This window comes from Comamonas sp. C24C (genome assembly GCF_053345995.1).
The window spans coordinates 236,654-261,927 of the sequence record NZ_JBKFBC010000003.1; the positions used below are offsets into that span (position 1 = coordinate 236,654).

Genomic DNA, 25,274 nt, shown 5'->3' on the forward strand with positions numbered 1-25,274 from the left:
TAGAAGGAGTAGTCCAGATGTCAGAGACCCGGACACCGAAGCAGGTGGAGCTCGACGCCCTGTATGCGCCGCCGAGCGAGCGCATACAGAAGGCGGTGCTCGACCATTTGGTCGATTTTCATCGGCAGTATCTGCAGCAGGCGAGTTTTTTCTGCCTGGCCACGGCCGGTCCGGCCGGCATGGATGCTTCGCCACGCGGCGGGCCGCCCGGCTTTGTCCATGTGCTCGACGACAAGACCCTCGTCTTCGCCGACTGGCCGGGCAACAACCGCATCGAATCGCTGCGAAATCTCCAGCACGATGAGCGGGTCGCCATGCTGTTCCTGTTCCCCGGCCTAGAGGTGTTTCTGCGCATCAACGGCCGCGCTCGCGTCAGTGCGGCCACCGAGTTGCTGCAGGAGCTGCGTGAAGGCGAGAAAACGCCGAAAACCGCCACGGTGGTGCGCGTTGACGAAGTGCTGTTTCACTGCGGCAAGGCCATCAATCGGGCGCGGTTGTGGGAGCCGGCGGCCCGGCCGCAGCGCAGCGAGCTGCCCAGCATCGGCCAGATGCTGGTCGGCTTCGCCGCACTTCAGGCGGGCCCTGAGGCCACGGACGGCGAGCATTCCAGCATTGCGGAACTCGATGCGCATTACCAGCAGGCGGTGCGCAGTGATCTGTATGGCTGAAACAGTCAGATGGAGTCGGCAGGGGTGTTCAGCGACTCGGCGGCCGCGCGCAGGCAGGCAAGCAGGCGGGCCACCAGCGGATTGGCGGGCGCGCGACGCCACATGGCCAGCATCTCCGATGATGGATGGGTGCCCCTGAGCGCCCGGAATACCAGGCGCGGCATGCCCACGCGAGCCAGCGCCTCGGGCACCAGGGCCACGCCCTGGCCCAGCGAAACCAGAGAGATCACCGACAGCCAGTGTCTTACCTCGTGGCGCACCTCGGGGGCAAAGCCATGGGTCAGGCACATCTCGTAGATGCGCTGGTGATAAGTCGGCGAAACCAGGCTGGAGAACAGGATCAGGCGGTCGTTCCTGAGCTCGGCCAGATCGATGGCGGCACTGGCGTGAAGCGGGTGCTGTTCGGGCAGGCAGACCACGAAAGGCTCTTCCACCAGCAACTGGCTGTCAATGCCTTTCGGGGGCTGCATGGAGTGGACCAGGGCCATGTCCAGCCGCATCTGCTGCAGACCGAGGATCTGTTCCGCGCTATTGGCTTCCAGCATGTCCACGCGCACCTGGGGGTGGCTGTGCTGGAACTGCTCCAGCGCCTGCGGCAGGCCCCGGTAGAGGCTGGACCCCACGAAGCCCAGGCGCAGATGGCCGCGCGTGCCCTGGGCCACGTCGCGCGTTTCCTGTGCGGCCTGCTGACTCAGAGCCAGCAGCTGGCGCGCCTTGCCCAGCAGATGTTCGCCGGCAGCCGTGAGCCGTACGCCCTTGCTGCTGCGCTCGAAAAGCTGGGCCTGCAGCTCCTGCTCCAGCTGCTTGATGGCCACCGACAGAGGGGGCTGGGAGATGGACAGCCGCTGAGCCGCACGGCTGAAGTGAAGTTCTTCGGCCAGGGTGACGAAGTAATGCAGCAGCCGCAGTTCCATGCTGTTATCTATATATAAAAAGTATTGGAAAAGATTTTAATAATATTTGACGCGAATATATCAGGGTGCTGAAATTCGCAGCAGTCCCCGGCTCTTTGTGTGACGCACAGCGCATGAATCCATCGCCGCCTTCCCGGAGGCCGAGAGCAAGGGTCCAGACGGCCGGGCCGTCCCGCAGCGCGGTTGTCATCCCATCCAGGAGGCGGGCGCGCCGCGCCCCAAGGGTGTATTCGAATTCAGCAGGAGACCTTCATGTCCGCCAACGACAAGAGCCAGATGCATGCCGTGGCCCAGGCTGCCAGCGCTGCAGCCCATCCCGTTCCTGACCGCCACGGTGCCAATTTCTACAGCACCGACTCCGAGCTGCAGTCGCTGCTCAGACTCTATCTGCCGGAGGATTTGCTGTCCCACCTGCAGCCGCATCTGCAGCGCATGGGCGAGCTGGCCGGCGGGCGCATCGACGAACTGGCCGGCATTGCCGACAGGAACCCACCCACGCTCGAGCATCGCAGCCGCTCCGGCCAGGACAGCCAGCGCATCATCAAGCACCCCGCCTATGAAGAGCTCGAGCGCATCGCCTACGGCGAGTTCGGCCTGCAGGCCATCTCGCACCGCGACGACATGCTGGGCTGGCAGGGCAAGATGCCGCCGGCCGTCAAGTACGCGCTGACCTATCTGTTCGTGCAGTCCGAGTTCGGTCTGTGCTGCCCGTTGTCCATGACCGATTCGCTGACACGTACGCTCAAGAAGTTCGGCACGTCCGAGTTGGTGGACAAATACCTGCCGCAGCTGCTGTCGCTGGACTGGGACAACCAGGCCCAGGGCGCCATGTTCATGACCGAGCAGGCTGCCGGCTCCGACATCGCCAACACGCAGACCATGGCCTACCCGCAGATCGACGGCTCCTGGCGTCTGACCGGCGACAAGTGGTTCTGCTCCAACCCCGATGCCGAGTTCGCCATGGCGCTGGCGCGTGTTGACGGGGCACCGGCGGGTATGAAGGGCATCTCGCTGTTCCTGCTGCCGCGCACGCTTGACGATGGCAGCGACAACCACTACCGCATCATCCGTCTCAAGGACAAGATGGGCACCAAGTCCATGGCCAGCGGGGAGATCCGCATGGAAGGCGCCACCGCCTATCTGGTGGGCGAGCAGGGCCGGGGCTTTGTCCAGATTGCCGACATGGTGAACAACTCGCGCCTTTCCAATGGCGTGCGCTCGGCCGGCATGATGCGCCGCGCCGTGGCCGAAGCCGAGTTCATCGCCCACGAGCGCATCGCCTTCGGCAAGCGCCTCGAAGACATGCCGCTGATGCAGCGCCAGCTCGACAAGCTGCGCGTGCCTGCCGAGCAGGCGCGCACCATGGTGTTCCAGACCGCACAGACGCTGATGCGTTCGGATGCGGGCGAAGAGGGGGCATACCCGCTGCTGCGCATTCTCACGCCGCTGATCAAGTTTCGTGCCTGCCGCGATGCGCGCAAGGTTACCGGCGACGCGATGGAGGTGCGTGGCGGCTGCGGCTATATCGAGGAGTGGAGCGACCCACGGCTGGTGCGCGACGCGCATCTGGGCTCGATCTGGGAAGGCACGAGCAATATCGTGGCGCTGGACGTGATCCGCGCCATCAAGCGCGAAGGCTCGCTGCCGGTGCTGCAGCAGTATCTGCACGCATTGCTGGATCAGGCCCTGCTGGTGCCCGGCTACCGCCAGGCCCTGGAGCAGGCATTGGAGCGCGCCAGCGCCCTGGCCGAGAGAGCGGCCCTGGATGGAGGCGACGTGCTGGCCCGCCAGGCTGCCACCGCGCTCTACAACTGCACCACGGCTATCGCCATGGCCTGGGAAGCCAGGCAGACGGGCTCCGCCGAGCGCCTGCGCCTGTCGCAGCTGGTGTTGCTGCACCGCGTGCTGCCGCGCGATCCGCTGGCGGCGACCGAAGTGCCGCTGGAATGGCAAAAGTGAATTGACACATAAAGCAGCGTCGGCGCAATACAGACAAGCGCCGGCAGCTATGCATTTTGAAAGCCAACACCGATTGGCGAACAACCCAAGGAGACAAGTCATGAATATCAATCGCCGTTTGCTGGCCGGATCGGTCGCGCTCGCCAGCGCCGCTATGTGCCTGGGCCTCTCTTTGAATGTCCAGGCCGCCGAGAAATTTCCCGAGCGACCCATCACGTTCATCGTGCCGTTTCCGCCTGGCGGCCCCACCGATGCCATGGCGCGCATTCTGGCCACCGAGCTGACCAAGGAACTGGGTCAGAGCGTGATCGTGGAGAACAAGGCTGGAGCCGGAGGCAATATCGGTGCCGACTTCGTGGCCCGCGCCAAGCCCGATGGCTATACGCTGATGTTCGGTACATCGGGCCCGCTGGCCATCAACAAGCCGCTGTACAAGTCCATCAACTACGACCCACGCACCAGCTTTTCGCCCATCATCTATGTGGGCTATCTGCCCAATGTGCTGGTGGTGCGGCCCAACCTGGGGGTGAACAACGTCAAGGAACTGATCGAGCTGGACAAGAGCAAGCCTGGCCGGCTCAATTTCGCCTCCTCCGGCAACGGCGCCTCGTCCCATCTGGCGGGCGTGCTGTTCAACGGCATGGCCGGTACCGAGCTGCAACATGTGCCCTACAAGGGCACGGGGCCGGCACTCAACGACCTGCTGGCGGGTCAGGTGGAGATGACCTTCACCGACATCCTCACGGCCATGCCCTATATCAAGGCCGGCAAGGTCAAGGCCCTGGGCGTGGCCACGGCCAAGCGCTCCAGCGCCATGCCGCTGATTCCCACCATTGCCGAGCAGGGGCTGCCCGACTATGACGTGAGCGTGTTCTTCGGTGTGGTCGGCCCCAAGGGCATGGCCGCGGATCGGGTCGCGCTGCTCAATCAGGCCTATGCCAAGGCGCTGGATTCCGACAACGTGAAGAAGGCCTTTGCGGCCCAGGGCCTGGAGCGTGGTGCGGATACCAAACCTGCCTATCTGGCCGGCTTTGTGAAGAGCGAACTCGGCAAATGGAGCGAGGTGGTGCAAAAGGCCGGCGTCACGCTGGACTGACGGTGCAGTTGCTTGGATGCAAGCAAACGCGTGCCTTTGAAGGCTGGTCGTGTTAGAACTTTTCGAAACCTCTTGCATGGGTTGCGAGGGGAAACTGTTCAGCACCTCCAGCCACTGCCTGCGGGCCCATGCAAGACAGGGGCCCGGGCTCTTCAACTATCCATCGCCATGACATTTTCAAGCCCATCCCCTCTGCTTGCGCAACTGCAGGCGGTCGCTGCCGAGTTCGTCGAGGTCCGCCGCAGCATCCATGCCCATCCCGAGCTTGCTTTCGAAGAGACGCGCACCAGCGACATGGTGGCCGAGTCCCTGGCCCGCTGGGGTTATGCGGTGCATCGCGGCCTGGGCGTGACCGGCGTGGTCGGCGTGCTCAAGAAAGGCTCGGGCAGCAAGTCGCTGGGCATACGCGCCGACATGGACGCCTTGCCCATTCTCGAAAGAACAGGTCTGGACTACGCCAGCCGCCTGCCCGGGAAAATGCATGCCTGCGGCCATGACGGACATACAGCCATCCTGTTGTGCGCTGCAAAGTACATCGCCGAGAAGCTCGATTTCGACGGCACGCTGAACCTGATCTTCCAGCCGGCCGAGGAAAACGAGGGAGGAGCCATGCGCATGGTGGACGAGGGCCTGTTCGAGCTGTTTCCCTGCGACGAGATCTACGCGCTGCACAACGCGCCGGGCCTGCCCGTGGGTCGGATGGCGATCAGCCCGGGGCCGGCCATGGCCTCGTTCGATCGCGTGACCGTCACGCTGCGCGGGCGCAGCGCCCATGGCGCCATGCCGCACCATGGCATAGACAGCATGCAGTGTGCAGCCAGCATCGTGCTGGGCCTGCAGTCCATCATCACGCGCGAGCTCGATGCCCAGCAGGCAGCTGTGATCACGGTGGGCTCCATCCAGGCTGGTGAGGTCTTCAACATCGTGCCCGAGAGCGCAGTGCTCAAGATCGGCGTGCGTGCCCTGCATCCGGATGTGCGCAGCTGGGTGGAGAAGCGCATCAAGGCCTTTGTGCAGGCCCAGGCCGAGAGTTACCAGCTCGGTTGCGAGATCGACTATGTGCACAAATACCCGGTGCTCGTGAACTGCGCAGCCCAGACCGAGTACGCGCGCCAGGTGGCAATCAGCCTGCTGGGCGAGGACAAGGTGGGCGAGCGCACGCCCACCATGGGCAGCGAGGACTTTGCCTACATGCTGCAAAAGCGTCCCGGCGCCTATATCCGGCTGGGCAACGGCGTGGGCGAGGATGGCGGTTGCATGGTGCACAACCCGCTGTATGACTTCAATGACAAGGCCTTGCACATCGGTGCGGCCTTCTGGACGCAACTGGTGCAAAGCTATCTGGCCTGAGCGGCCGTATATCGAAGAGGGAGGCAGGAGATGGGGACATGGAACCGCCGCGGCTTTATGCGGCACACACTGTGGCAGACGGTTGCCTTGGCGGCAGCTTCGAACGGGGTCCGGGCTGCAGAAAGCTTTCCGGCCAAGCCTCTGATTCTCATGGTGCCTTTTCCCGCTGGCGGAGCCAGCGATGTGGCGGCACGCATCTTTGCCGAATCCATAGGCCGCAGCCTCGGGCAGCAGGTGGTGGTGGAGAACCTGGGCGGCGGCACGGGACTGATTGCTGCGGCCAAGGTGCTCAACACACCGGCCGACGGCTATATGTTCTTCCATGGCTCGGCCAACGAGATCTTCCTGGCGCCCATGCTCAATACGGCAGCGCGCTACAAGCCGGGCGACTTCACGCTGGCGGCTCCCACGACGGAGTCGCCCATCGTGCTCATGGTCAAGAGCGGCTTGCCTGTCGACAGCTATGACGCCTTCATCGAATATGCGCGCGCCGGCAAGAAGGGCCCGCTGACCTATGGCACGGTGGGCGTGGATTCCATGTACAACCTGATGGGCGATGCGCTGGCCGCCAGACTGAAGCTGCCGTTTCTGCACGTGCCTTACAAGGGCGCCGCGCCGGCCCTGCAGGACCTGGCAGGAGGACAGGTGGACTTCGCCATCCTGCCTTATCAGGCCAGCTTCGAAGCCATGGCCAAGCAGGGAAGGCTGAAGATACTGACCAGTTTCTCCAAGACCCTGCCCAAGGACCTGGCCCATGTGCCGCTGATATCGCAAAGCCGCCTCAGCCCGGACTTCGAATACACGGTCAGCGCAGGCTACTTCGTGAAGAAAGGCACGCCCGCCGATCGCGTGGCGGCGTTGCGTGGCGCCATAGGGCGGGCACTGGTGAACCAGGACATCCGCAGCCGACTGGAGCTGGAGGGCAAGCATATCCGGCAGCCTGTGACCTCGCAGGCCGAGGCAGACCAGAGCTTTGCTGCCATCCATCAGCGCCTGAGTGCACTGGTGCGCAGCGTAGGCCGCACGCCCCTGGCCTGATGCGGTCAACCGCAAAGAATTTCTGAGCCACATTTTGAGCTATACGCGGGCCCAGGGCCCGCATTCTGTAGGGAATTGAAACATGCACAATCCAGCCACGATCGGCGCCGGAGCCTTGCAGGGCATCAAGGTTCTCGATCTGTCACGCATCCTCGGCGGGCCGCTCTGCGGGCAGATCCTGGGTGACCATGGCGCCGATGTGCTCAAGGTGGAGCCACCGCAGGGAGACGACACGCGCACCTGGGGGCCCCCGTTTCGCGACGGCGTGGCCTCCTACTACTTCGGCCTGAACCGCAACAAGCGCATCCAGTTTCTCGATCTGTCCTCGCCCGAAGGCCAGCAGCGTGTGCGCGAGTTGATGGCCCAGGCCGATGTGGTGGTGGAGAACTTCAAGGTCGGCACCATGGAGAAATGGGGCATAGGCTTTGAGCAGATGCGCGAGCAGCTGCCGCATCTGATCTGGTGCCGCGTCACGGGCTTCGGTGCCGACGGCCCTCTGGGCAGCCTGCCCGGCTATGACGCCGCCATCCAGGCCATGGCCGGCATCATGAGCATCAATGGCGAGGCCGACGGAGACCCGCTGCGCGTGGGCCTGCCGGTGGTGGACATGGTGACCGGGCTGAATGCCACCATAGGCGTTCTGCTGGCCCTGCACGAGCGGGGGCGCAGCGGGCTGGGCCAGCTGGTGGATGCCTCGCTTTACGACTCCGGCCTGTCGCTGCTCCACCCCCATGCCGCCAACTGGTTCATGGGGCGCAAGGTGCCGCAGCGTTCGGGCAATGCCCATCCCAATATCTATCCCTATGACGTGCTCAGCACCGGCGGTGCTCCCATCTTTCTGGCCGTGGGCAATGACCGGCAGTTCCGGCTGCTGTGCAGCCATGTCGGCCGGCCCGAGCTGGCGCAGGACGAGCGCTTTGCCACTGCAGGCCAGCGCTCCGTCCATCGCGCCGAGCTCAAGCCCTTGCTGCAGCAGGCGTTTGCGGCGCTGGACGGCCTGAAGCTGGCCGACGAGCTGATGACCATAGGCGTGCCCGCCGCGCCGGTGCTGGACGTCGCCCAGGCGCTTGAACATCCACATACGGCGCACCGTGAGATGGTGGTGACCATGGACCAGTACCAGGGGCTGGGCGCTCCGGTCAAGCTCGGCCGCACGCCGGCCAGCTACCGCTTCGCCCCTTTGAGCGAGGGGCAGGATTTTCTGCCGGACGCCGGCGCCTGAGCTTGTTTCACAGCGACACCAGCCCGCCCTGCGCGGGCTTTCCTTTTTTGGCGCCCATGTGAGCCAGGTTCGCATGGCCGGCGCCCTGTCCCACCCTTTTCACGGGCATTGTGTGCACAATGGAATGTAAAAGCGTTACCCCTGTGTTCTGTCCATGGAGAGTCTCACGATGTCGCATGCTTTTGCCAAAACCCTGAAGTCCTTTGAGCTGGCCGAAGGCAAGAAAGCCAAGTTCTATTCGCTGCCTGCACTTGCCAAGCAGTTTCCCGAAATCAAGCGACTGCCGGTCTCGATCCGCATCGTGCTGGAGTCGGTGCTGCGCAACTGCGATGGCAACAAGATCACCGAGGAGCATGTGGCGCAGCTGGCGCGCTGGCAGCCCAGGGCCGAGCGTGTCGACGAGATTCCGTTTGTCGTCGCACGCGTGGTGCTGCAGGATTTCACCGGCGTGCCCCTGCTGGCCGACCTGGCCGCCATGCGCAGCACGGCTGCCAAGCTGGGCAAGAAGCCCAAGTCCATCGAGCCGCTGGTGCCCGTGGACCTGGTGGTGGACCACTCCATCATGGTGGACTACTTCGGCACCAAGAAGGCGCTGGACCTGAACATGAAGCTGGAGTTCCAGCGCAACCAGGAGCGCTACCAGTTCATGAAATGGGGCATGCAGGCCTTCGACACCTTCGGCGTCGTGCCGCCGGGCTTCGGCATCGTGCACCAGGTCAATCTGGAATACCTGGCGCGCGGCGTGCACAAGGCCAGGAGCGGCAAGGGCGAGGCGGTGTACTACCCTGACACCCTGGTCGGCACCGACAGCCATACCACCATGATCAACGGCATCGGCGTGGTGGCCTGGGGTGTGGGCGGCATCGAGGCCGAGGCGGCCATGCTGGGCCAGCCTGTGTACTTCCTCACACCCGATGTGGTTGGGTTCGAGCTGACCGGCCAGTTGCGCGAGGGCGTGACGGCCACCGATCTGGTGCTCACGGTCACGGAGCTGCTGCGCAAGGAAAAAGTGGTCGGCAAATTCGTCGAGTTCTTTGGCGAGGGCACGCGCAGCCTTTCGCTGCCGGACCGCGCCACCATCGGCAATATGGCTCCTGAATATGGGGCGACCATGGGTTTCTTCCCGGTCGACGAAAAGACCATCGAGTACTTCAAGGGAACCGGGCGCACCAAGAGCGAGATCCAGGCCTTCGAAGCCTATTTCAAGGCCCAGCAGCTGTTTGGCGTGCCCCAGGCCGGCGAGATCGATTACTCGCATGTGGTCAAGCTGGATCTGGGCAAGGTGGCGCCGAGTCTGGCCGGTCCCAAGCGTCCGCAGGACCGCATCGAGATCGGCCATGTGGCCGGGCAGTTCGACGAGCTGTTCAGCGCTCCCGTGGCCCAGAATGGTTTCAATCTCCCTGCCGATCAGCTGGTGCGCCGTCATCTGGTGAGTCCCGACGGCCCCGAGGCCTTGAAGCCCGAGAGCAAGCCCCTGCCCGCCGATGCGGAGCGCAACAAGGTCGAGATGGTGAGCAACACGCCCGAGACCGGCAAGGTCGAGGCCAGCGCGATTGCGGTCGAAGCCAGCCAGGCCCTGGCCGAGCCAAACAGAAGCTTCGATATTGGCAGCGGCGATGTGCTGATTGCCGCCATCACCAGCTGCACCAATACCTCCAACCCCAGCGTCATGCTGGCGGCGGGCCTGCTGGCCAAGAAGGCAGTGCAGGCCGGCCTCAAGGTCAAGCCGCATATCAAGACCTCGCTGGCGCCGGGCTCCCGCCTCGTGACCCGTTATCTGACCGAGGCGGGCTTGCTGCCCTATCTGGAAAAGCTGGGCTTTGCACTGGCCGGCTACGGCTGCACCACCTGCATCGGCAATGCCGGTGATCTCACTCCCGAGATCAATGCCGTCATCACGCAGAACAATCTGGTCTGCGCGGCCGTGCTCTCGGGCAACCGCAATTTCGAGGCCCGCATTCACCCCAATATCAAGGCCAACTTCCTGGCCAGCCCTCCGCTGGTGGTGGCTTACGCGATTGCCGGTACGGTGCGCAAGGACCTGATGACCGAGCCCGTGGGCAAGGGCAAGGGCGGCAAGGACGTGTATCTGGGCGACATCTGGCCCAGCAGCGAGGAGATTCAGGAGCTGCTCAAGTTCGCCATGAACGGCAAGGCCTTCCGCAGCAATTACGAGCAGGTGGCCAGCGAGCCGGGCAAGCTCTGGGAAAAGATTCGGGGGGTGACGGGCTCCACCTACACCTGGCCCGAGAGCACCTATATCGCCGAGCCGCCGTTCTTTGCCGACTTTGCTCTGGATTTGAAAGCGCCATCCGCAGACGGAGAAAGCGCTGCAGGTCAAAAAGGCTCAAACTCCAGCGCGGTGCACGGTGCCCGCGTCATGGCCTTGTTCGGTGACTCCATCACTACCGACCATATCTCGCCTGCAGGCTCCATCAAGGAGTCTTCGCCGGCAGGCAAGTGGTTGCTCGAGCATGGCGTGCAAAAGGCCGACTTCAACAGCTATGGCTCGCGCCGGGGCAACCATGAGGTGATGATGCGCGGCACTTTTGCCAACGTGCGTATCAAGAACCTGATGATTCCTGCCGCAGCCGACGGCTCGCGCGAGGAGGGCGGCGTCACCCTGTTCCGCGACGACCATGGCCGGGCCGAGAAGATGGCCATTTACGACGCGGCCATGAAGTACCAGGCCGCGGGCCGCGCCACGGTGGTGCTGGCCGGCGAGGAATACGGCACGGGCTCCAGCCGCGACTGGGCGGCCAAGGGCACGCAGCTGCTGGGCATCAAGGCCGTGGTGGCGCGCAGCTTCGAGCGCATTCACCGCTCCAATCTGGTGGGCATGGGCGTGTTGCCGCTGCAGTTCAAGGGCAATGACAGCTGGCAAAGCCTGGGCCTGACGGGCGAGGAGTTCATCGATGTGATCCCGGCCACCGACCTGGCGCCGCAAAGCGATGCCCAGCTGGTGATCACCAGGCCCGACGGCAGCAAGAAAACCGTGACCGTGAAGCTGCGCATCGACACCCCCATCGAGGTGGACTACTACCGCCATGGCGGCATCCTGCCCTATGTGCTGAGGCAGCTGCTGGCCTGATTGCGCCCGCTTGCCAAGTCAAAAGGCCTGCTCTCCTCGGAGGCAGGCCTTTTTCGTGGACCGGTGCAAGCCCTATTTCATCGAGTGCAGGCCAAACATATTGCCTTCGGTGTCGATGGCCAGTGCAATAAAGCCATAGGGGCCTATGGAGACCTTGTCGCGGTGCAGGCTGCCGCCGTTCTGCGCGACGCGTGCGGCCTGCTCGGCGCAGTCTTCACAGACAAAATAGACCAGCGTGCCGCCGCCGCCAGAGGGGCATTCCGGCATGCGGACCAGCGCCCCGGTGGCGCCAGCGTTATCCGGCTGCCCTGGAAAGGCCCACATTTCCATATCGGGGTGCTCGCCGCCTTCCGGCATGGCCAGCGCTTGCAGTTGACAGCCCAGCACGGCTTCGTAGAAGCTCCTGGCGCGTGACATGTCCTGCACGTAGATCTCGAACCAGCCAACGGGATTCATAGCCATCTCCAGCTCCTTGTCTGCTCATCGGTGGAAGTCCAGATGCTGAGGCCGTAGAGGCTGTGATGCAAGCGGACCCGACCCTGAACGGGGATATCCGAGTCCGGCTCGCTCAGGACTTTCTCCGGGCAGCCAGCTTTCTGGCCTTGCGGCGGTGCCACCAGAGCCAGATTCCGCTGATGCCCAGGCCGCCCAGCACCAGGCCGTTGAGACCGGCCAGGACTTCCATCGGCACGCCACCCAGCTCGCCCGTGTGCAGTGGATAGGCCACGGCCACCGCCGCAGCGCCGGGGTCGAGTTCATTCCAGCGCCTGACGTCCAGCACCGCCCCGTTGCGCGGGTCCAGCCATACCGAGCTGATGCCGTTGGGGTGCGGTTCGCCGGGGGCGCGAAAGCGGATGCGTACGGGCTGTTTGGCATTGGGCGGCAACTGCACAAAGCTGGCCTGAGCATCGGGCATGGCCGCACGGGCCGAGGCCAGCATGGCGTCCACATCGGCGGGTAGCGGTTGGGCGGAGCCTTGCGCAGCCAGTGTGGGCAGTTTGGGGGGCTTGACTGCCGTGCTGCTGGCGAGCACATTGAGCCAGTCGCCCAGCGGCCGCCATGCCATATAGGCACCGGTGACGACCGAGACCGCGATCAGCAGGCCCATGATCATGCCGCCGATGCGGTGCATGTCGAACAGGGCGCGCACCAGACTCTTGTTGAGTTCTATGCGCCAGTTGCCCGGCCAGCGCTTGGGCCACCAGAGAATGACGCCCGTCAGCAGCAGCACGTAGGCCAGCGTGGTCCAGGCCAGTATGGCCTTGCCATTGGCGTCGAGCAGCAAGGTGCTGTGCAGCTTGAACAGTGTGTTGACAAAGCCCTCGGTCTCGCCGCGCCGGCCCTGCTCCTGGCCGGTCACGGGATCCAGGTAAATGGTGCCGCGCCAGTCTGCCGCCTGAACACGCAGCCACAGGCTGTCCTGAGCCTGCTGCGGCAGCCGGAAGCGCAAAGTGGCCTTGCTGCCGAATTCCTCATGGGCTCTTGCCAGTATCGGCGTCAGCGCGGCGGCCTGCCGGGCCTGCTGCGCATTCGTAGTGCGGGCCTGGAACAGTTCGGGGTGCGCCATGCGGTCCAGCGGCTGGCCGATGATGAGCAGGGTGCCGGTGAGCCCGGCCAGAATCAGAATCCAGCCCAGGCCCAGGGCGAACCAGCGATGCAAGCGCAGCCACAGAGAACGGAGCGAAGTCATTGCGCGTGATGGTGTGATGTCCCGCGAGACCGGCCTTGAGGGTGGACTCGCGGGGTGCGCCGCTTAGAACGGCAGGGTGGCCTGAACGTACAGGGTGCGTGGCATGCCCACGTATTTGCCGCCGCCGTTGTTGTCGGTGGAGCGGGTGAAGTAGCGGCGGTCAAACACGTTCTTCATGCCCACGGTCAGGCGCAGATTGTTCAGCTCCTTGCCTGCCTGGTAGCTGGTGCGCAGGCCGAGGATGGCAAAGCCCGGGATATCGCCCAGATTGCCGTTGGCATCTTCCTGCGTGATGTAGGAGTTGGGCTTGGCGCTGGTGCCGGGCGTGCCGGGCGAGCGCTGCTTGGACTGGGCGTTCAGGTCGGCATTGAAGGTCCAGCGCTCCATTGCATAACGTGCCGACAGGCCGGCCGTGTGGCGCGAATAAAGCGGCAGGTCGCGGCCTGCGAAGGGGCCGGCCTGGCTGGTGGCCTGGGTGAAGGTATAGCTCATGCCCAGCGACAGGCCCTTGAGTGCCGGATAGTTCTTGCCGAAGTCATAGCGCAGCGCCGATTCCAGACCACGGTGGCGTGTGGCGCCCAGATCGGTCCAGATGCCGTTGCCGGTGCCGTCACCCGGGCGGTCCAGGAACAGCTCCTTGTTGAAGTCGATGTTGAACAGCGTCAGCTCGCCGTTCCAGGTGTCGCTCTTGTAGTGCGTGCCCAGCTCATAGGTCTTGGCCGATTCGGGATAGAGCTGGTTGTTGGACGACTGGGCCAGCTGTGCGTACTGCTGGGGCCCGAAGGACTTGCCGGCATTCGCGAACACCGACCAGTGGCTGTCGACGCGGTAGAGCACCGACAGCGTGGGCAGCAGTTCGTTGGCGGCCGCCGTCGGGTAGATGGCTGCTGCGGTCGCGCCCTTGTAGTCCACCACGTTGTTGAAGGAGCGGATGCGCTCGTAGCGCACGCCGGGCGTGATGGTCCAGTTGCCCACATCGATGCGGTTGTCGATATAGAAGGCATTGGCCGTGGTGCCGCCCTGGCTGGTCTGGGTGGTGTTCAGCGGCAGAGCCATGGCATCGACCTGGCCGGGCACATAGAAGCCCGAAGTGGCCAGCGCCGTTTCAGAGCTCTTTTCCTTCAGGTAGCGATAGCCCACGCTGACCTCCTGCACCACGGAGCCGGTCTCGAAAATGCGCGAGTAGCGCGGCTCCACGCCGTAGTAGCTGTAGTCGCGCGGTGCGGCCGTGAGGCTGCGCTTGCCGGCATTGGCGCCAGTGGCGTCGCGTTCGATATAGCTGCCGCGGAAGGAGTCCACGTAGTAGCTGAGCACTTCGAAGTTGTTGCGGCCGTCCTTGTAGCTGTACTTGAGCGAGCCGTCGGTGCGGCGGCCTGTGAACTGGTCGTAGTTGCGCGTGCTCTGGAACGGGTCGGCGGCGTACTGCGCCGTGGTCAGGCCGCCGGGCATCTGGCCCTTGCCCTCGAAATGGTGCAGCGAAGCGGAAATGCTGCTGTTGTTGCTGAGCTTGTAGCTGCCCTTGACCAGCAGGTCGTCGATGTCGGTCTTGTCGTTGCTGCTGCGCCAGCCTTTGCCGTGCGTGCCCGAATACAGCACGGCCAGACCCAGGCCCGACTCGTTGGTGCCGCCCACAAAGAAGCTGGGCGTGGTCTTCACATTGCCGCCGTGGCTGTAGATCTCGGTGCCGATGGAAGCTTCGGCCGCAAAGGTCTTGGGAATGGCGCGCGTCGTGAAGTTGATGATGCCGCCCACGTTCTGCGGGCCGTAGCGCACCGAACCTGCGCCGCGCACCACGTCGATGGAGTCCAGATTGCCCAGCGCCACGGGCGCCAGCGACAACTGGGGCTGACCGTAGGGGGCGTAGGAAACGGGCACGCCGTCCTGCAGCACATAGGAGCGTGGCGACAGGCGCGCGGTCAGGCCGCGCACGCTCAGGTTCAGAGAGATATCGCTGCCGCCCGTGCCGTTGCTGTCCTGAACCTGCACACCGGGCACCAGACGCAGCGCTTCGCGCAAGGTGGCTGCGCCGCTTTCCTGAATACGCTCGCGCTCGACGATGGTGCGGGCGCCAGGATGCTCCAGCACCTTCTCGGCGCTGGACATGTCGCCGTCCAGCCAGTTGCCGGTGACGGTGACCGAGTCGAGGGCGGCTTCGGTAGCGGCGGTGTTGGCCGTCTGTGCATGAACGGGGCTGGCGAGCACGCCAAGGGCTGTGGCAACGGCAGCGGCGGCGCTGCTCAGGCGAAAAGCGGGGGAGTCGGAAAGATGGAGGTTAGCCATAGGTGTTGTAGGGGAGGGCACACAGCACCAGGCTGGCATGAACAGCGCGCTGCGCCAGCCTTGCGCTGGCGGCATCTCTTGTCTTCAGTCGGGGCCGGAGGGGGCTATGTGGCGTTTATTGGCAGGCGCAGATATTAATGAGAATGCCTGTCATTTGGCTGTTTGTGGTTATGTTGATACACAAATAGCAGTCTCTCCGTTCGGCAGTCTGGCCGCCCGGGGGCGCTGCGTGTGGGCGCTGCCAGGAGAGGGGCTTGACCCTGTTCGGGCAGCAGCTCCTGCAGACTGGGCAGTTGCGGCAGCGCAGCTGCTGGCCTGACATGCCTGGCCGCAGTAAAGCCTGCGGTCGCGGGCGTTCGGCAGATGTCTCCGCGCAATGCTGCGCCTGCGGGCTTTTTCCTGTGGCAAGGCGGGCGGCGGCAAGGTGAAACGCCAATGTTCAGGACCGGGGCTGACCGTTATCGTTCATAAACATGCGGCGAAGTTCCGGCACATTCCTGCAGCCGCTGGACTTCATCCCGCTTCCGCTTCGCGCCCCATGAACGATTCCCGCTCCACCGATCCCCAGGCCGCTGCCAGCGGCCACGCTGAACCCTCCGACTCCTCTGTGCCATCCTCCGCCCCGGGCCTGCGCTCGGCCATCGTGCACCGCGGCACCTTGCGCGCCAGCGCGCGCAGCTTTCTGCATGCGCTGGGCCAGGACGATGAGGAGATTGCACGCCCGCATGTGGGCGTATTCCATACGGGCGGGGAGATGAGTCCCTGCAATATGAATCTCCGCGACCAGGCCCAGCATGCCAAGACCGGCATCTACGCGGGCGGCGGCATGCCGCACGAGTGCCCCGTGGTCTCGGTCAGCGACGGCCTGACCATGGCGCATTCGGGCATGCGCTTTTCGCTGATCTCGCGCGAGCTGATCGCCGATAGCGTGGAGGCCTCGGTGCGCGGCCACCAGTGGGACGGCATCTTTGCCGTGGGTGCCTGCGACAAGAACCTGCCGGGCCTGATGATGGCCATGGTGCGCTGCAATGTGCCCAGCGTCTTCGTGCATGGCGGCTCGGCCCTGCCCGGGCAGATGCCGGGCAGCGTCTCGGGGCGTGACCTCAACGTGGTCGACACCTACGAGACCATAGGCAAGGTGCTGGCCGGCACCTCCACCCTGCAGGAGCTGGACACCGTCACACGCTCCTGCCTGCCCTCGGCCGGGGCCTGCGCCGGGCAGTTCACAGCCAACACCATGGGCATGGTCAGCGAGGCTCTGGGCCTGGCGCCCATTGGCTCCAGCATGGTGCCGGCCGTGTTCAGCGAACGCGCGCCGCTGATGCGCCGCGCTGGCCGCCAGCTCATGGAAATGGTCTGGGCCAGCGCCAGGGGCGAGGCCGTGCTGCCGCGCGACATTGTCACGCGCAAGGCCCTGGAAAACGCCTGCGCCGTGGTCTGCGCCACGGGGGGCTCCACGAATGCGGCCCTGCACCTGCCGGCGATCGCACACGAGGCCGGCATACGCTTTCACCTCGACGACGTGGCCGAGATCTTCGCGCGCACGCCGCTGATCGCAGACCTCAAGCCCGGGGGCCGCTTCCTGGCACGTGATGTCTACTACATCGGCGGTGCGGCCGTCATCCTGCGCACCCTGCTGGAGCAGGGGCTGCTGCATGGCGATGCGCTCACCTTCACGGGCCGCACGCTGGCCGAGGAACTGGCCGATGCCGCCGAGCCCGACGGCGAAGTGGTGCGCAAGGCCGGCAACCCGATCTCGGCGGACGGCGGGCTCACGGTGCTCAAGGGCAATCTGTGCCCGGACGGTGCCCTGCTCAAGACCGCAGGGCTCAAGACACTGGTGCACCGCGGCCCGGCCCGCGTCTTCGACTCCGAGGAACAGGCACAGGACGCCGTGCAGGCCATGGCCTACGAGAGCGGGGATGTGCTGGTGATACGCAACGAAGGCCCCAAGGGCAGCCCCGGCATGCGCGAGATGCTGGGCATCACTGCCTTGCTCTACGGCCAGGGCATGGGCGACAAGGTGGCGCTGCTCACCGACGGGCGCTTCTCGGGCGCCACGCGCGGCCTGTGCATAGGCTACGCGGGGCCGGAGGCCGCTGACGGCGGGCCGATTGCCGCACTGCAGGACGGCGACATCATCGCCATCGATGCGCGGGCCGGCGCGCGCAGCATCACGGTGGAGCTGGAGTCCGCCGTCATCGCCGCGCGGCTGGAAGCCGCCAGGGCCAGCCGGGCGCAGCAGCGCCCCCTGGGCGGGCTGCTGGAGAAATACGCGCTGACCGTACGCCCGGCCCACCAGGGCGCGGTCACGCATTCGGGGGCGGTGACCTGGCTGCGCGACAGCAAGTGATGCGCGCAGAGGCAAAGGCTGCGACCCGGGAGGGTGAAATCGCTCCAGGGCCTGAAGGACAGAATCAACGACGACTCAAAACACCAAGGAGACCAATATGAACTTCAACCGCCGTGAATGGCTGCAGGCCACAGGTTCGGGCAGCGCGGGAGCGCTGCTTTCGGGTCTGGGCCTGCCGGCACTGGCCCAGGCGCCGCTCGAGAATCTGAACATCATCACCGGCTTCGCGGCCGGTGGTACCTCGGACGCCATCTGCCGCCGCGTGGGCACCAAGCTCGCCGCCTATGCCAAGGCCGTGGTGGTGGAGAACCGCACGGGCGCGGGCGGGCAGATCGCCATCAACTACGTCAAGGGCCGCCCGGCCGATGGCTCGGTGATGCTGCAGACGCCCACCTCCATGCTCACCATTTACCCGCACATCTACAAGAAGCTGGGCTACGACCCCGTGGCCGATCTCACGCCCGTGACCGTGGGCTGTATCTTCGACTTCGGCTTTGCCGTCGGCCCCATGGTGCCGGCCAGCGTGACCACCGTCCCCGAGTTCTTTGCCTGGGCCAAGACGCATCCCGACGGCGCCAGCTTTGGTTCGCCCGCCGCGGGCTCCACGCCGCACTTCGTCGGAGCCCTGCTGGGCCAGCAGGCGGGCGTGGAGTTCAAGCACGTGGGCTATCGCGGCTCGCAGCCCGCGCTCATGGACATGATGGGCGGCAACATCGCCGCGGTGAGCTGCCCCGTGGGCGATGCCATGCAGCACGCGGCCAGCGGCAAGATGCGCCTGCTGGGCGTGAGCGGCGCAAAGCGCAACCGCTTCATGCCCAAGGTGCCCACCTATACCGAGCAGGGTTACAAGAACATGGCCCACAGCGAGTGGTTCGGCTTCTTCCTGCCGGCCAAGGCCAAGCCCGATCAGGTGGAGCGGCTCAACGCCCAGATGCGTCAGGCCCTGGCCAGTCCCGATGTGGTCGACAGCCTGGCCGTGTTCGGCCTGGAGGCCATGTCGTCCTCGCCCGCCGAGCTGGCGGCGCTGATCAGGGAAGACCTGGCCAAGTGGGCGCCCATCGTCAAGCAGGTGGGCTTCACGGCCGAGGCCTGATCAACCGTGTCCGGTGGTCTCGGGATCGTGCCGCCGACCTGGCGGCCGGCGCGGTCCTGTCAAACCGCCAGCGGCGATGTGCTGGCAGGGAGCAGCGTGGCTGCCGCCGAAAATCGCATGCCGCACGAACGCCGGCCCAGGGTCGTGCAGCTCATGCGAAAAAGCCTGCGCGCCCATGGTTTCGATGCATTCTGAGCGGCAGGCAGGGACCATCGCAGCTGGCGCGACTTAACCCTGTTCGGCCAGCAGGTCCTGCAAGGTCTTGACCTGCAGGCGCAGGCGCTCGTTCTCGGCCTCCAGCTCGGTGACGCGGGCCTGCAGCTCTTCGGGGCTGGCGGCTGGCGCGGCTTCTGCCGATTCTTCGGCTTCGGGCTTGGCGGCCTTGGGCTTTTTCTTGGCGTCGCGCACGCGCTTGGCGGCCTGCTTGAGCGCATCGGCGCCTTCGGCGGCCACGGCCTGCTGCTCTTCCTCGGGCAGGGTGGCGACCACGGCTGCGGCATTGAGCGAGAGTTCACCGGCCTTGACCGCTGCCACGACTTCGGGCGCGGCCTTTTCCTGGATGGTCTCGATCATCTTGACCTGGCCGGCCGACAGGCGGGCGGCGCGGGCCAGGGCTTCACGTGTGTCCAGTGCCTCGTCGGGCACCTTGGCCACGCTGGCCAGGGCCTGGGCCACCACGGGGTCGGTCTCGCCTTCCCAGGGGGCTTCCTCGCTGGCCGGCTGGGCGGCCTTGGCGGCGTTCACGGCAGCGGCTGCTGCAGCGCGTCGCTCGGCAATGATCTCGCGCTTGCGCAGCGCCAGCACACCGCGCTGGAAGTCGGAGACCGAGCGGCGGCCCAGATGCTGGTCGATCATCCACAGATGCACGTCGTCCATGTTCTTGAACTGCGTGGCCTGCACGGTGTTGTAGGGCAGGCCGTGCTTCTGGCAGATGCCGTAGCGGTTGTGGCCGTCGATGAGCAGATCGCCCCAGACCACCAGGGAGTCGCGGCAGCCTTCGGCGAGGATGCTGCGCTCCAGCGATTCGTGCTCGTCCGGGGTCAGAGGGTCGATATAGGCCTTCAGGCCTTCGTCAATCTTCAGTTCCATGTGTGTTCTTTAAATTGAGGAGCTGCTTGCGCTTGTTGGTATTCGTTTTCAGCATGAAATCAATGTGAATTCAAGACGGGGCGAGCGAAAGCAGCTATAGACAAAAGAGCAACGCCCCAGCGAATGGGGCGTTGGAAAAGCAAAGCCGGTCGAGCTTACAGCAGTCGCGAAATCAGCGCACCTTCCACAGGGCCTTCCAGCGGAATGCGCACGCGCACGGGGTTGCCTTGTGCGACTTCCACGGGCTGGCCTTCGAGGTTGAACATCTTCTCCAGCTTGACCTGGCGGTTGCCCTGGGGATGAATCACTTCGATGGTGTCGCCCACGGCGAAACGGTTCATGGTTTCAATCTCGGCCATGCCGTCGGCATAACCGCGCACCGCGCCCACGAAGTGGCTGCGCTGCAGCACGCTGTGGCCGGTTTCGTAGTTCTGGTAGTCGTTGGCAGGGCGGCGCTCCAGCAGGCCGCCGGTATAGCCGCGATTCGCCAGGCCTTCGAGTTCGGTGATCAGATGCGGGTTGAACGGGCGACCGGCCACGGCGTCGTCGATGGCGCGGCGGTAGGTCTGGGCGGTGCGGGCCACGTAGTACAGGCTCTTGGTGCGGCCTTCGATCTTGAGCGAGTCCACGCCGATCTTGGTCAGGCGCTCGACATGCTCCACGGCGCGCAGGTCCTTGGAGTTCATGATGTAGGTGCCATGCTCATCTTCCATGATGGGCATCAACTCGCCGGGGCGGCCTTTTTCCTCGAGCAGATAGATGGCATCGGCCTTGGGGTGGCGCTGCTGGTCGCCGCAGGTGCTGGTGAACTGGTTGTCCAGATCGTTCTTGGCTTCCTCGAAGTTGAAGCCGTTTTCCATGGTCTGGCCCAGCGCCTCGCCGGTGTTGGGGTCCACGGCCGCGTCATGCGTCTTGTAGTCCCAGCGGCAGGCGTTGGTGCAGGTGCCCTGGTTGGGGTCGCGGCGGTTGAAGTAGCCCGACAGCAGGCAGCGGCCCGAGTAGGCGATGCACAGTGCGCCGTGCACAAACACTTCCAGCTCCATGTCGGGGCATTCCTGGCGGATCTTCTCGATCTCGTCCAGGCTCAGCTCGCGCGACAGGATGATGCGCGAGACGCCCATCTTCTGCCAGAACTTCACGGTGGCGTGATTGGTGGTGTTGGCCTGTACGGACAGGTGGATTTCCTGCTCGGGCCATTTTTCCTTGACCATCATGATGAGCCCGGGGTCGGCCATGATCATGGCGTCGGGCTTCATGGCGATGATGGGTTCGATGTCGCGCAGATAGGTGCGGACCTTGTCGTTGTGCGCAATCAGATTGCTGGTCAGGAAGAACTTCTTGCCGCGTGCATGGGCCTCGGCAATGCCCTGGCCGATCTGCTCCAGGCGGAATTCGTTGTTGCGCGCGCGCAAGCTGTAGCGCGGCTGGCCGGCGTAGACGGCGTCGGCACCAAAGTCGTAGGCGGCGCGCATCTTGTCGAGCGAGCCGGCAGGCAGCAGCAGTTCGGGGGCTTTGAGGGTCATGATGGCGCTATTGTCCCGCATAGCGCTTTTCACCGTGGCTTGCTAAGGCTACGCGGTCTGTAGCAGTTGCATGTGCAACTGCCGCGCGGGCAATGAGAGGGAGGCCGTCGCGGCGGGCGTGCACAGCAGCAGCTGGCGCTGCGCCCAGGCGTCGGACAGCGGCACAGCCACCACGCCGGTGGCGGCGGCGTGGCGCTGCACGGCGGCCAGCGGCAGCACGGCAATGCCGACGCCCTGGCCCACGAGCTGGCACAGCCCCTCGAAATGCTGCAGCTGGACCTGGATGCGCAGCAGCTGGTCATTGATCCGCAAGGCCTGTTTCTGCAGCAGCTGCTGCAGGGCGGATTCGCGCGGCAGGCCGACCCAGTTCTCGTGCAGCAGCTCGGCCAGTTTCAGTTGCGGGCGTGCGGCCAGCGCATGGCCCAGCGGCAAGGCAGCGGCCAGCGGGTCCGGCCTCCAGGGCTGGCAGTGCAGGCCTGCCAGCGCAGACGCGTCTTCGGCATCCCAGGCAGCCACGCCAATATCGCACAGGCCCTGGCGCAGTCCGGCCAGCACTTCGCTGCTGGGACATTCCTGCAGCTCCAGCGCAATCTGCGGGTGCTGGCGCAGAAAGCCGCTGACGGCCAGCGGCAGATGCTCGCGCACGGCCGAGGTATTGCCGCGCAGCCGGATCTGGCCGGCCAGGCCGGCGCCGAATTCACCCATGGCCCCACGCAGTAGCTGCATCTGGCTGAGCACCTGGCGTGCATGCTGGCCCAGGGTGTGGCCCGCAGCCGTGGGCTGCACACCGCGTGCCTTGCGGATGAGCAGCGCCGTGCCCAGAAGCTGCTCCATGCCGCGCACGCGCTCGCTGGCCGAGGCCAGCGTGAGATGGCTGCGCTGTGCCGCTGCCGTCAGCGTGCCGCTGTCGAGGATGTGCACAAACAGCTGGAGGTCGGTCAGGTCAAAGCGCATGGGGTTCAAGCCTAAGGTTTATACGAAGTCTGGATTTGAATAATCCCGTTGGTAAAGAGTCTTGTGTCGAAGGATTATCAGCGCTAAGCAAGAGAAAGATAGATCTTGCTGGTGTTTAAAGATTCGGATAATACGAAGGATTGATGATGTGGAACGAAGGCTGGATGGCTGCGGCAGCCATTGCCGTGTTTGGCCTGGCGGGTTGTGTCAAAGGCGTGGTGGGTCTGGGCCTGCCCACGGTTTCCATGGCCCTGCTGGCGGTGTTCATGCCGCCCGCGCAGGCGGCGGCCTTGCTGCTGTTGCCGTCGCTGGTGACGAATCTGGTGCAGATGCGGCCCGTGGCGGGCTTGCGGCCCTTGCTGCAGCGTCTGGGCTGGATGCAGCTGGGCATTGTGCTGGGCACGCTGGGCGGTGTGGCCCTCTGGGGCGGAGTCGGCAGCCTGCCCGCAGCCAGGCCGGCGCTGGGTCTGGCGCTGGCGATGTATGCGCTGTGGGGGCTGTCAGGCCTGCGCTGGCAGACGCCGGCGCCGCACCAGGCCTGGCTGGGCGCGGCATGCGGCCTGCTGACGGGCGCCATCACGGCCGTGACCGGGGTCTTTGTCGTGCCTGCCGTGGCCTTTTTGCAGTCGCTGGGCCTGTCCCGTCCCGCGCTCATGCAGGCCATGGGCCTGTGCTTTACCACTTCCACGCTGGCCCTGGGAGCCGGTTTGCTCTGGCAGGGTCAGGGCCTGGGTGCGCAGGCGCAGGATCTGGGGCCGGGACTGCTGGCTTCGGCCCTGATGCTGATTCCGGCGCTGGCCGGCATGCACTGGGGCGAGTTGCTGCGCGAAAAACTCTCGCCCGAGCTTTTCAGAAAGCTGCTGATGTTCAGTCTGCTGGCCCTGGGGGTCTACCTGTGCTTCTGAGTGACAGGGGCCGCAGCGACATGGCCGGCGCCCCAGCGTTCGCGAGGCGGGCGGCAATGTCGTCACGGGACGGCTACAGGCGGAAAACCTTGACGGCCTGGCCGCGCTCGACTTCCCAGTGCTGCTGGCTGCGCAGGCGCTGTGCCTGCCCCTCGCTGCGCGCATTGTGCTGCGCCAGCTTGATGGCCAGCAGCTCGCGCGCCAACCGCTTGTTGGCATGCTGACTGCGCTCGCTCATGACTTTGACGGCAATCCCGCTGGGCACATGCAGGGCATGGACGGCCGAGTCCGTGGTGTTGACATGCTGGCCGCCCTTGCCGCAAGCCTTGCAGGACTGGAACTGGATCTCGCCGTCCATGGCCAGCTGGCGCGGCGGCTCGCAGCGCTGTACGGCGACGAACCAGTTCTTGCGCGGATGCCGGGGCCGAAAGGGGCTGGCGAAGATCCACTGGATGGTGCCCAGCCATTCGCGCAGGGCGGGCGTCTCGCGCTCGCAGCGCAGCAGCACCGACCGGTAGCCGGCCGGGGTGCGGAACTCCTCCAGCACCTCGACCGCGAGATCCTCGGCGGCGCAGGCCTGCAGCAGCTTGCGCAGCGTCAGCTGCAGCGCGTATTCGCACTCTGCGGGACCATGGGCCGAGCTCAGTTGCATTAGCAGCATTGCAGGGCTCCCTTCTTGTAGGTCAGCAGGGGCTTGAGGCGCGCGACCAGCTCCACCAGGCCGGCTTGCTGCAGGCTGGCGACCACGGAGTCCACATCCTTGTAGGCCTGGGGAGCCTCCTCGTAGACCAGCTCGCGGTCGGCGCAGACCACGGCGCTGCCAAAGCGCGTGCGCAGCAGCTCTTCCAGCGTGAAGCGGGGCCGCAGCCGGCCCACGCAGTCCGTGCGCGCCCATTTGCGGCCGGCGCCGTGGGCCAGCGAATCCAGGGCCTCGTGCCGGCCGGAGATGGGCCGCACCAGATAGCTGTAGTCGCCGCGCGAGCCCGGAATGACGACCAGACCCCGGTCTGCCGGCGTGGCGCCCTTGCGGTGCAGAAAGCCGTCCTGGCCCTGCCAGTGGTGGGGCAGCACATGGTTGTGCGTGATGTCGAGCACGGCCTCGCCCTGGGTGCGGATCGCGCGCAGCAGGCGCTGGGCGATGCTGCTGCGGTTGAGCCGCGCATAGTCAATGGCGGCATCGTGCTGCAGCAGGTATTGCCTTGCGGCTTCGGTGCCGGCGGCCAGGCCGTCGTGGCTGAAGCGCTGCACATGCTCGCGCAGTATGGCGCCGCCAAGGCCGCGCGAGCCGCTGTGCACCATGAGGTGCACGCGCTTTTTGTCGAGCGCGCCTTCCTCGTAGAGGGTCTCGACCTGCTGCAGCTCGGCAAAGTGGTTGCCGCCGCCGATGGTGCCCAGACTCTCCTGCAGATAGGCCAGACCGGCGACACCGCTGGTCTGCGCAATCTGCTGCAGCTGCTCCATGTCCACGGTCTCCAGCAGCTCCTGAGGCAGAGGACCGTCGATATTGCCCACGGCTTTTTCGAGCCTGGTGCCCGAGGTCTTGTGCACGGCCAGCTCGGTTGCGTACAGGGACATGCCGCAGCCTATGTCGCCGCCGACAAGGGCCGGGTAGAAGCGTCCTGTCGAGAAGAATGCCGCGCCTACCGGATAGCCCCGGCCCGGATGCAGGTCGGGAAGACCCACGGCGGCGCGGATGCCGTCCAGATTGGCGGCGGTGGTGTGAAGTTGCTGGATGGCAGCGTCCTCGATCCAGACGCTGCGGTTGGCGAACACCTTGATATAGGTGTCCGAAAAAGAATTGCCCATGAATGGCCCTTGGTCGAATGCATGAAATCAGCGATAGGCAGTCGCGACATGCTCGGCCGAGAGGCATCCGGGAATTCACGCGCAGCGCAAGGCCTGACTCCATACCGTTGATGGGCCGGGCGAGGTCTGCAGCGTGGCGGGAAGCGCTAGAAGGCTTTAGGCGGGCACGACTGCAAAGGGATTTGTCGTCTGGGACATGGCTCTCTCCTTTGCGTGAGTGGGAAAGCGGGCAATCCGTCGTGG

19 protein-coding genes are annotated in these 25,274 nt (G+C 65.2%); 10 read left to right on the forward strand and 9 right to left on the reverse strand.

The features are described 5' to 3' along the window. Positions 1-17: 17 nt before the first annotated feature. Positions 18-668, forward strand: coding sequence for an MSMEG_1061 family FMN-dependent PPOX-type flavoprotein (locus ACLBXN_RS07985; RefSeq protein ID WP_447611762.1), 651 nt, complete (start codon positions 18-20; stop codon positions 666-668). Between the two features lie 5 nt (positions 669-673). Here ACLBXN_RS07985 and ACLBXN_RS07990 read toward each other — a convergent pair whose 3' ends face one another. After that, positions 674-1,582 carry a LysR family transcriptional regulator gene (locus tag ACLBXN_RS07990; protein ID WP_447611763.1) on the reverse strand — a complete coding sequence of 303 codons (909 nt, stop codon included), beginning with the start codon at positions 1,580-1,582 and terminating at the stop codon, positions 674-676. A gap of 252 nt (positions 1,583-1,834) precedes the next feature. Between ACLBXN_RS07990 and ACLBXN_RS07995 the strand changes: the two genes are divergently transcribed. From ACLBXN_RS07995 to ACLBXN_RS08020, 6 genes are all read left to right on the forward strand, one after another. Then, positions 1,835-3,541: an acyl-CoA dehydrogenase family protein gene (locus tag ACLBXN_RS07995; RefSeq protein WP_447611764.1), complete on the forward strand. Its 1,707-nt coding sequence runs from the start codon at positions 1,835-1,837 to the stop codon at positions 3,539-3,541. A 100-nt stretch (positions 3,542-3,641) separates the two neighbouring features. Next, positions 3,642-4,637 (forward strand): Bug family tripartite tricarboxylate transporter substrate binding protein, encoded by a 996-nt coding sequence (locus ACLBXN_RS08000; protein WP_447611765.1) that lies wholly within the window; start codon positions 3,642-3,644, stop codon positions 4,635-4,637. Between the two features lie 168 nt (positions 4,638-4,805). Further along, positions 4,806-5,987, forward strand: a complete 1,182-nt coding sequence (locus ACLBXN_RS08005) for a M20 aminoacylase family protein (protein WP_343678119.1) — start codon at positions 4,806-4,808, stop codon at positions 5,985-5,987. A 30-nt stretch (positions 5,988-6,017) separates the two neighbouring features. Further along, positions 6,018-7,025, forward strand: a complete 1,008-nt coding sequence (locus ACLBXN_RS08010) for a tripartite tricarboxylate transporter substrate binding protein (protein ID WP_447611766.1) — start codon at positions 6,018-6,020, stop codon at positions 7,023-7,025. Positions 7,026-7,107: 82 nt separating this feature from the next. Next, a complete protein-coding gene (locus ACLBXN_RS08015) occupies positions 7,108-8,247 on the forward strand; it encodes a CaiB/BaiF CoA transferase family protein (protein ID WP_447611767.1) in 1,140 nt (379 codons plus the stop codon). 169 nt (positions 8,248-8,416) lie between these two features. Continuing rightward, positions 8,417-11,338: an aconitate hydratase gene (locus ACLBXN_RS08020; RefSeq protein ID WP_447611768.1), complete on the forward strand. Its 2,922-nt coding sequence runs from the start codon at positions 8,417-8,419 to the stop codon at positions 11,336-11,338. Positions 11,339-11,410: 72 nt separating this feature from the next. On the opposite strand, the gene ACLBXN_RS08025 is transcribed toward ACLBXN_RS08020, so the two are convergent. The 3 genes from ACLBXN_RS08025 to ACLBXN_RS08035 all read right to left on the reverse strand — a co-directional run bounded on the left by ACLBXN_RS08025 (position 11,411) and on the right by ACLBXN_RS08035 (position 15,308). Further along, complete coding sequence (locus ACLBXN_RS08025) at positions 11,411-11,800, reverse strand: VOC family protein (RefSeq protein ID WP_407713792.1); 390 nt, start codon at positions 11,798-11,800, stop codon at positions 11,411-11,413. A 106-nt stretch (positions 11,801-11,906) separates the two neighbouring features. After that, on the reverse strand, positions 11,907-13,028 hold the full coding sequence (locus tag ACLBXN_RS08030; RefSeq protein ID WP_447611769.1) for a PepSY-associated TM helix domain-containing protein: 1,122 nt from the start codon (positions 13,026-13,028) through the stop codon (positions 11,907-11,909). 63 nt (positions 13,029-13,091) lie between these two features. After that, positions 13,092-15,308, reverse strand: a complete 2,217-nt coding sequence (locus ACLBXN_RS08035; RefSeq protein WP_407713790.1) for a TonB-dependent receptor family protein — start codon at positions 15,306-15,308, stop codon at positions 13,092-13,094. A 538-nt stretch (positions 15,309-15,846) separates the two neighbouring features. Between ACLBXN_RS08035 and ilvD the strand changes: the two genes are divergently transcribed. Further along, positions 15,847-17,661 (forward strand): dihydroxy-acid dehydratase, encoded by a 1,815-nt coding sequence (gene ilvD, locus ACLBXN_RS08040; RefSeq protein ID WP_447611770.1) that lies wholly within the window; start codon positions 15,847-15,849, stop codon positions 17,659-17,661. 97 nt (positions 17,662-17,758) lie between these two features. Further along, entirely contained in the window at positions 17,759-18,754 is a 996-nt protein-coding gene (locus tag ACLBXN_RS08045) for a Bug family tripartite tricarboxylate transporter substrate binding protein (RefSeq protein WP_447611771.1), read from the forward strand. Between the two features lie 228 nt (positions 18,755-18,982). On the opposite strand, the gene ACLBXN_RS08050 is transcribed toward ACLBXN_RS08045, so the two are convergent. The 3 genes from ACLBXN_RS08050 to ACLBXN_RS08060 form a co-directional block, all read right to left on the reverse strand. Further along, a complete protein-coding gene (locus ACLBXN_RS08050; protein WP_087081748.1) occupies positions 18,983-19,843 on the reverse strand; it encodes a plasmid replication/partition related protein in 861 nt (286 codons plus the stop codon). Positions 19,844-19,998: 155 nt separating this feature from the next. Continuing rightward, positions 19,999-21,387 carry a prephenate-dependent tRNA uridine(34) hydroxylase TrhP gene (gene trhP / locus ACLBXN_RS08055; protein ID WP_447611772.1) on the reverse strand — a complete coding sequence of 463 codons (1,389 nt, stop codon included), beginning with the start codon at positions 21,385-21,387 and terminating at the stop codon, positions 19,999-20,001. Positions 21,388-21,414: 27 nt separating this feature from the next. Then, entirely contained in the window at positions 21,415-22,320 is a 906-nt protein-coding gene (locus ACLBXN_RS08060; RefSeq protein ID WP_447611773.1) for a LysR substrate-binding domain-containing protein, read from the reverse strand. Positions 22,321-22,466: 146 nt separating this feature from the next. Here ACLBXN_RS08060 and ACLBXN_RS08065 point away from each other — a divergent pair, with 146 nt between their 5' ends. Continuing rightward, a complete protein-coding gene (locus tag ACLBXN_RS08065) occupies positions 22,467-23,225 on the forward strand; it encodes a sulfite exporter TauE/SafE family protein (RefSeq protein WP_447611774.1) in 759 nt (252 codons plus the stop codon). A gap of 73 nt (positions 23,226-23,298) precedes the next feature. Here the strand turns inward: ACLBXN_RS08065 and prfH are convergent, their stop codons facing one another. Further along, complete coding sequence (gene prfH / locus ACLBXN_RS08070; protein ID WP_447611775.1) at positions 23,299-23,886, reverse strand: peptide chain release factor H; 588 nt, start codon at positions 23,884-23,886, stop codon at positions 23,299-23,301. Continuing rightward, positions 23,877-25,031 (reverse strand): RNA ligase RtcB family protein, encoded by a 1,155-nt coding sequence (locus ACLBXN_RS08075; RefSeq protein WP_447611776.1) that lies wholly within the window; start codon positions 25,029-25,031, stop codon positions 23,877-23,879. Before ACLBXN_RS08075 ends, prfH begins: the two co-directional genes overlap by 10 nt. Between the last annotated feature and the right edge of the window lie 243 nt (positions 25,032-25,274).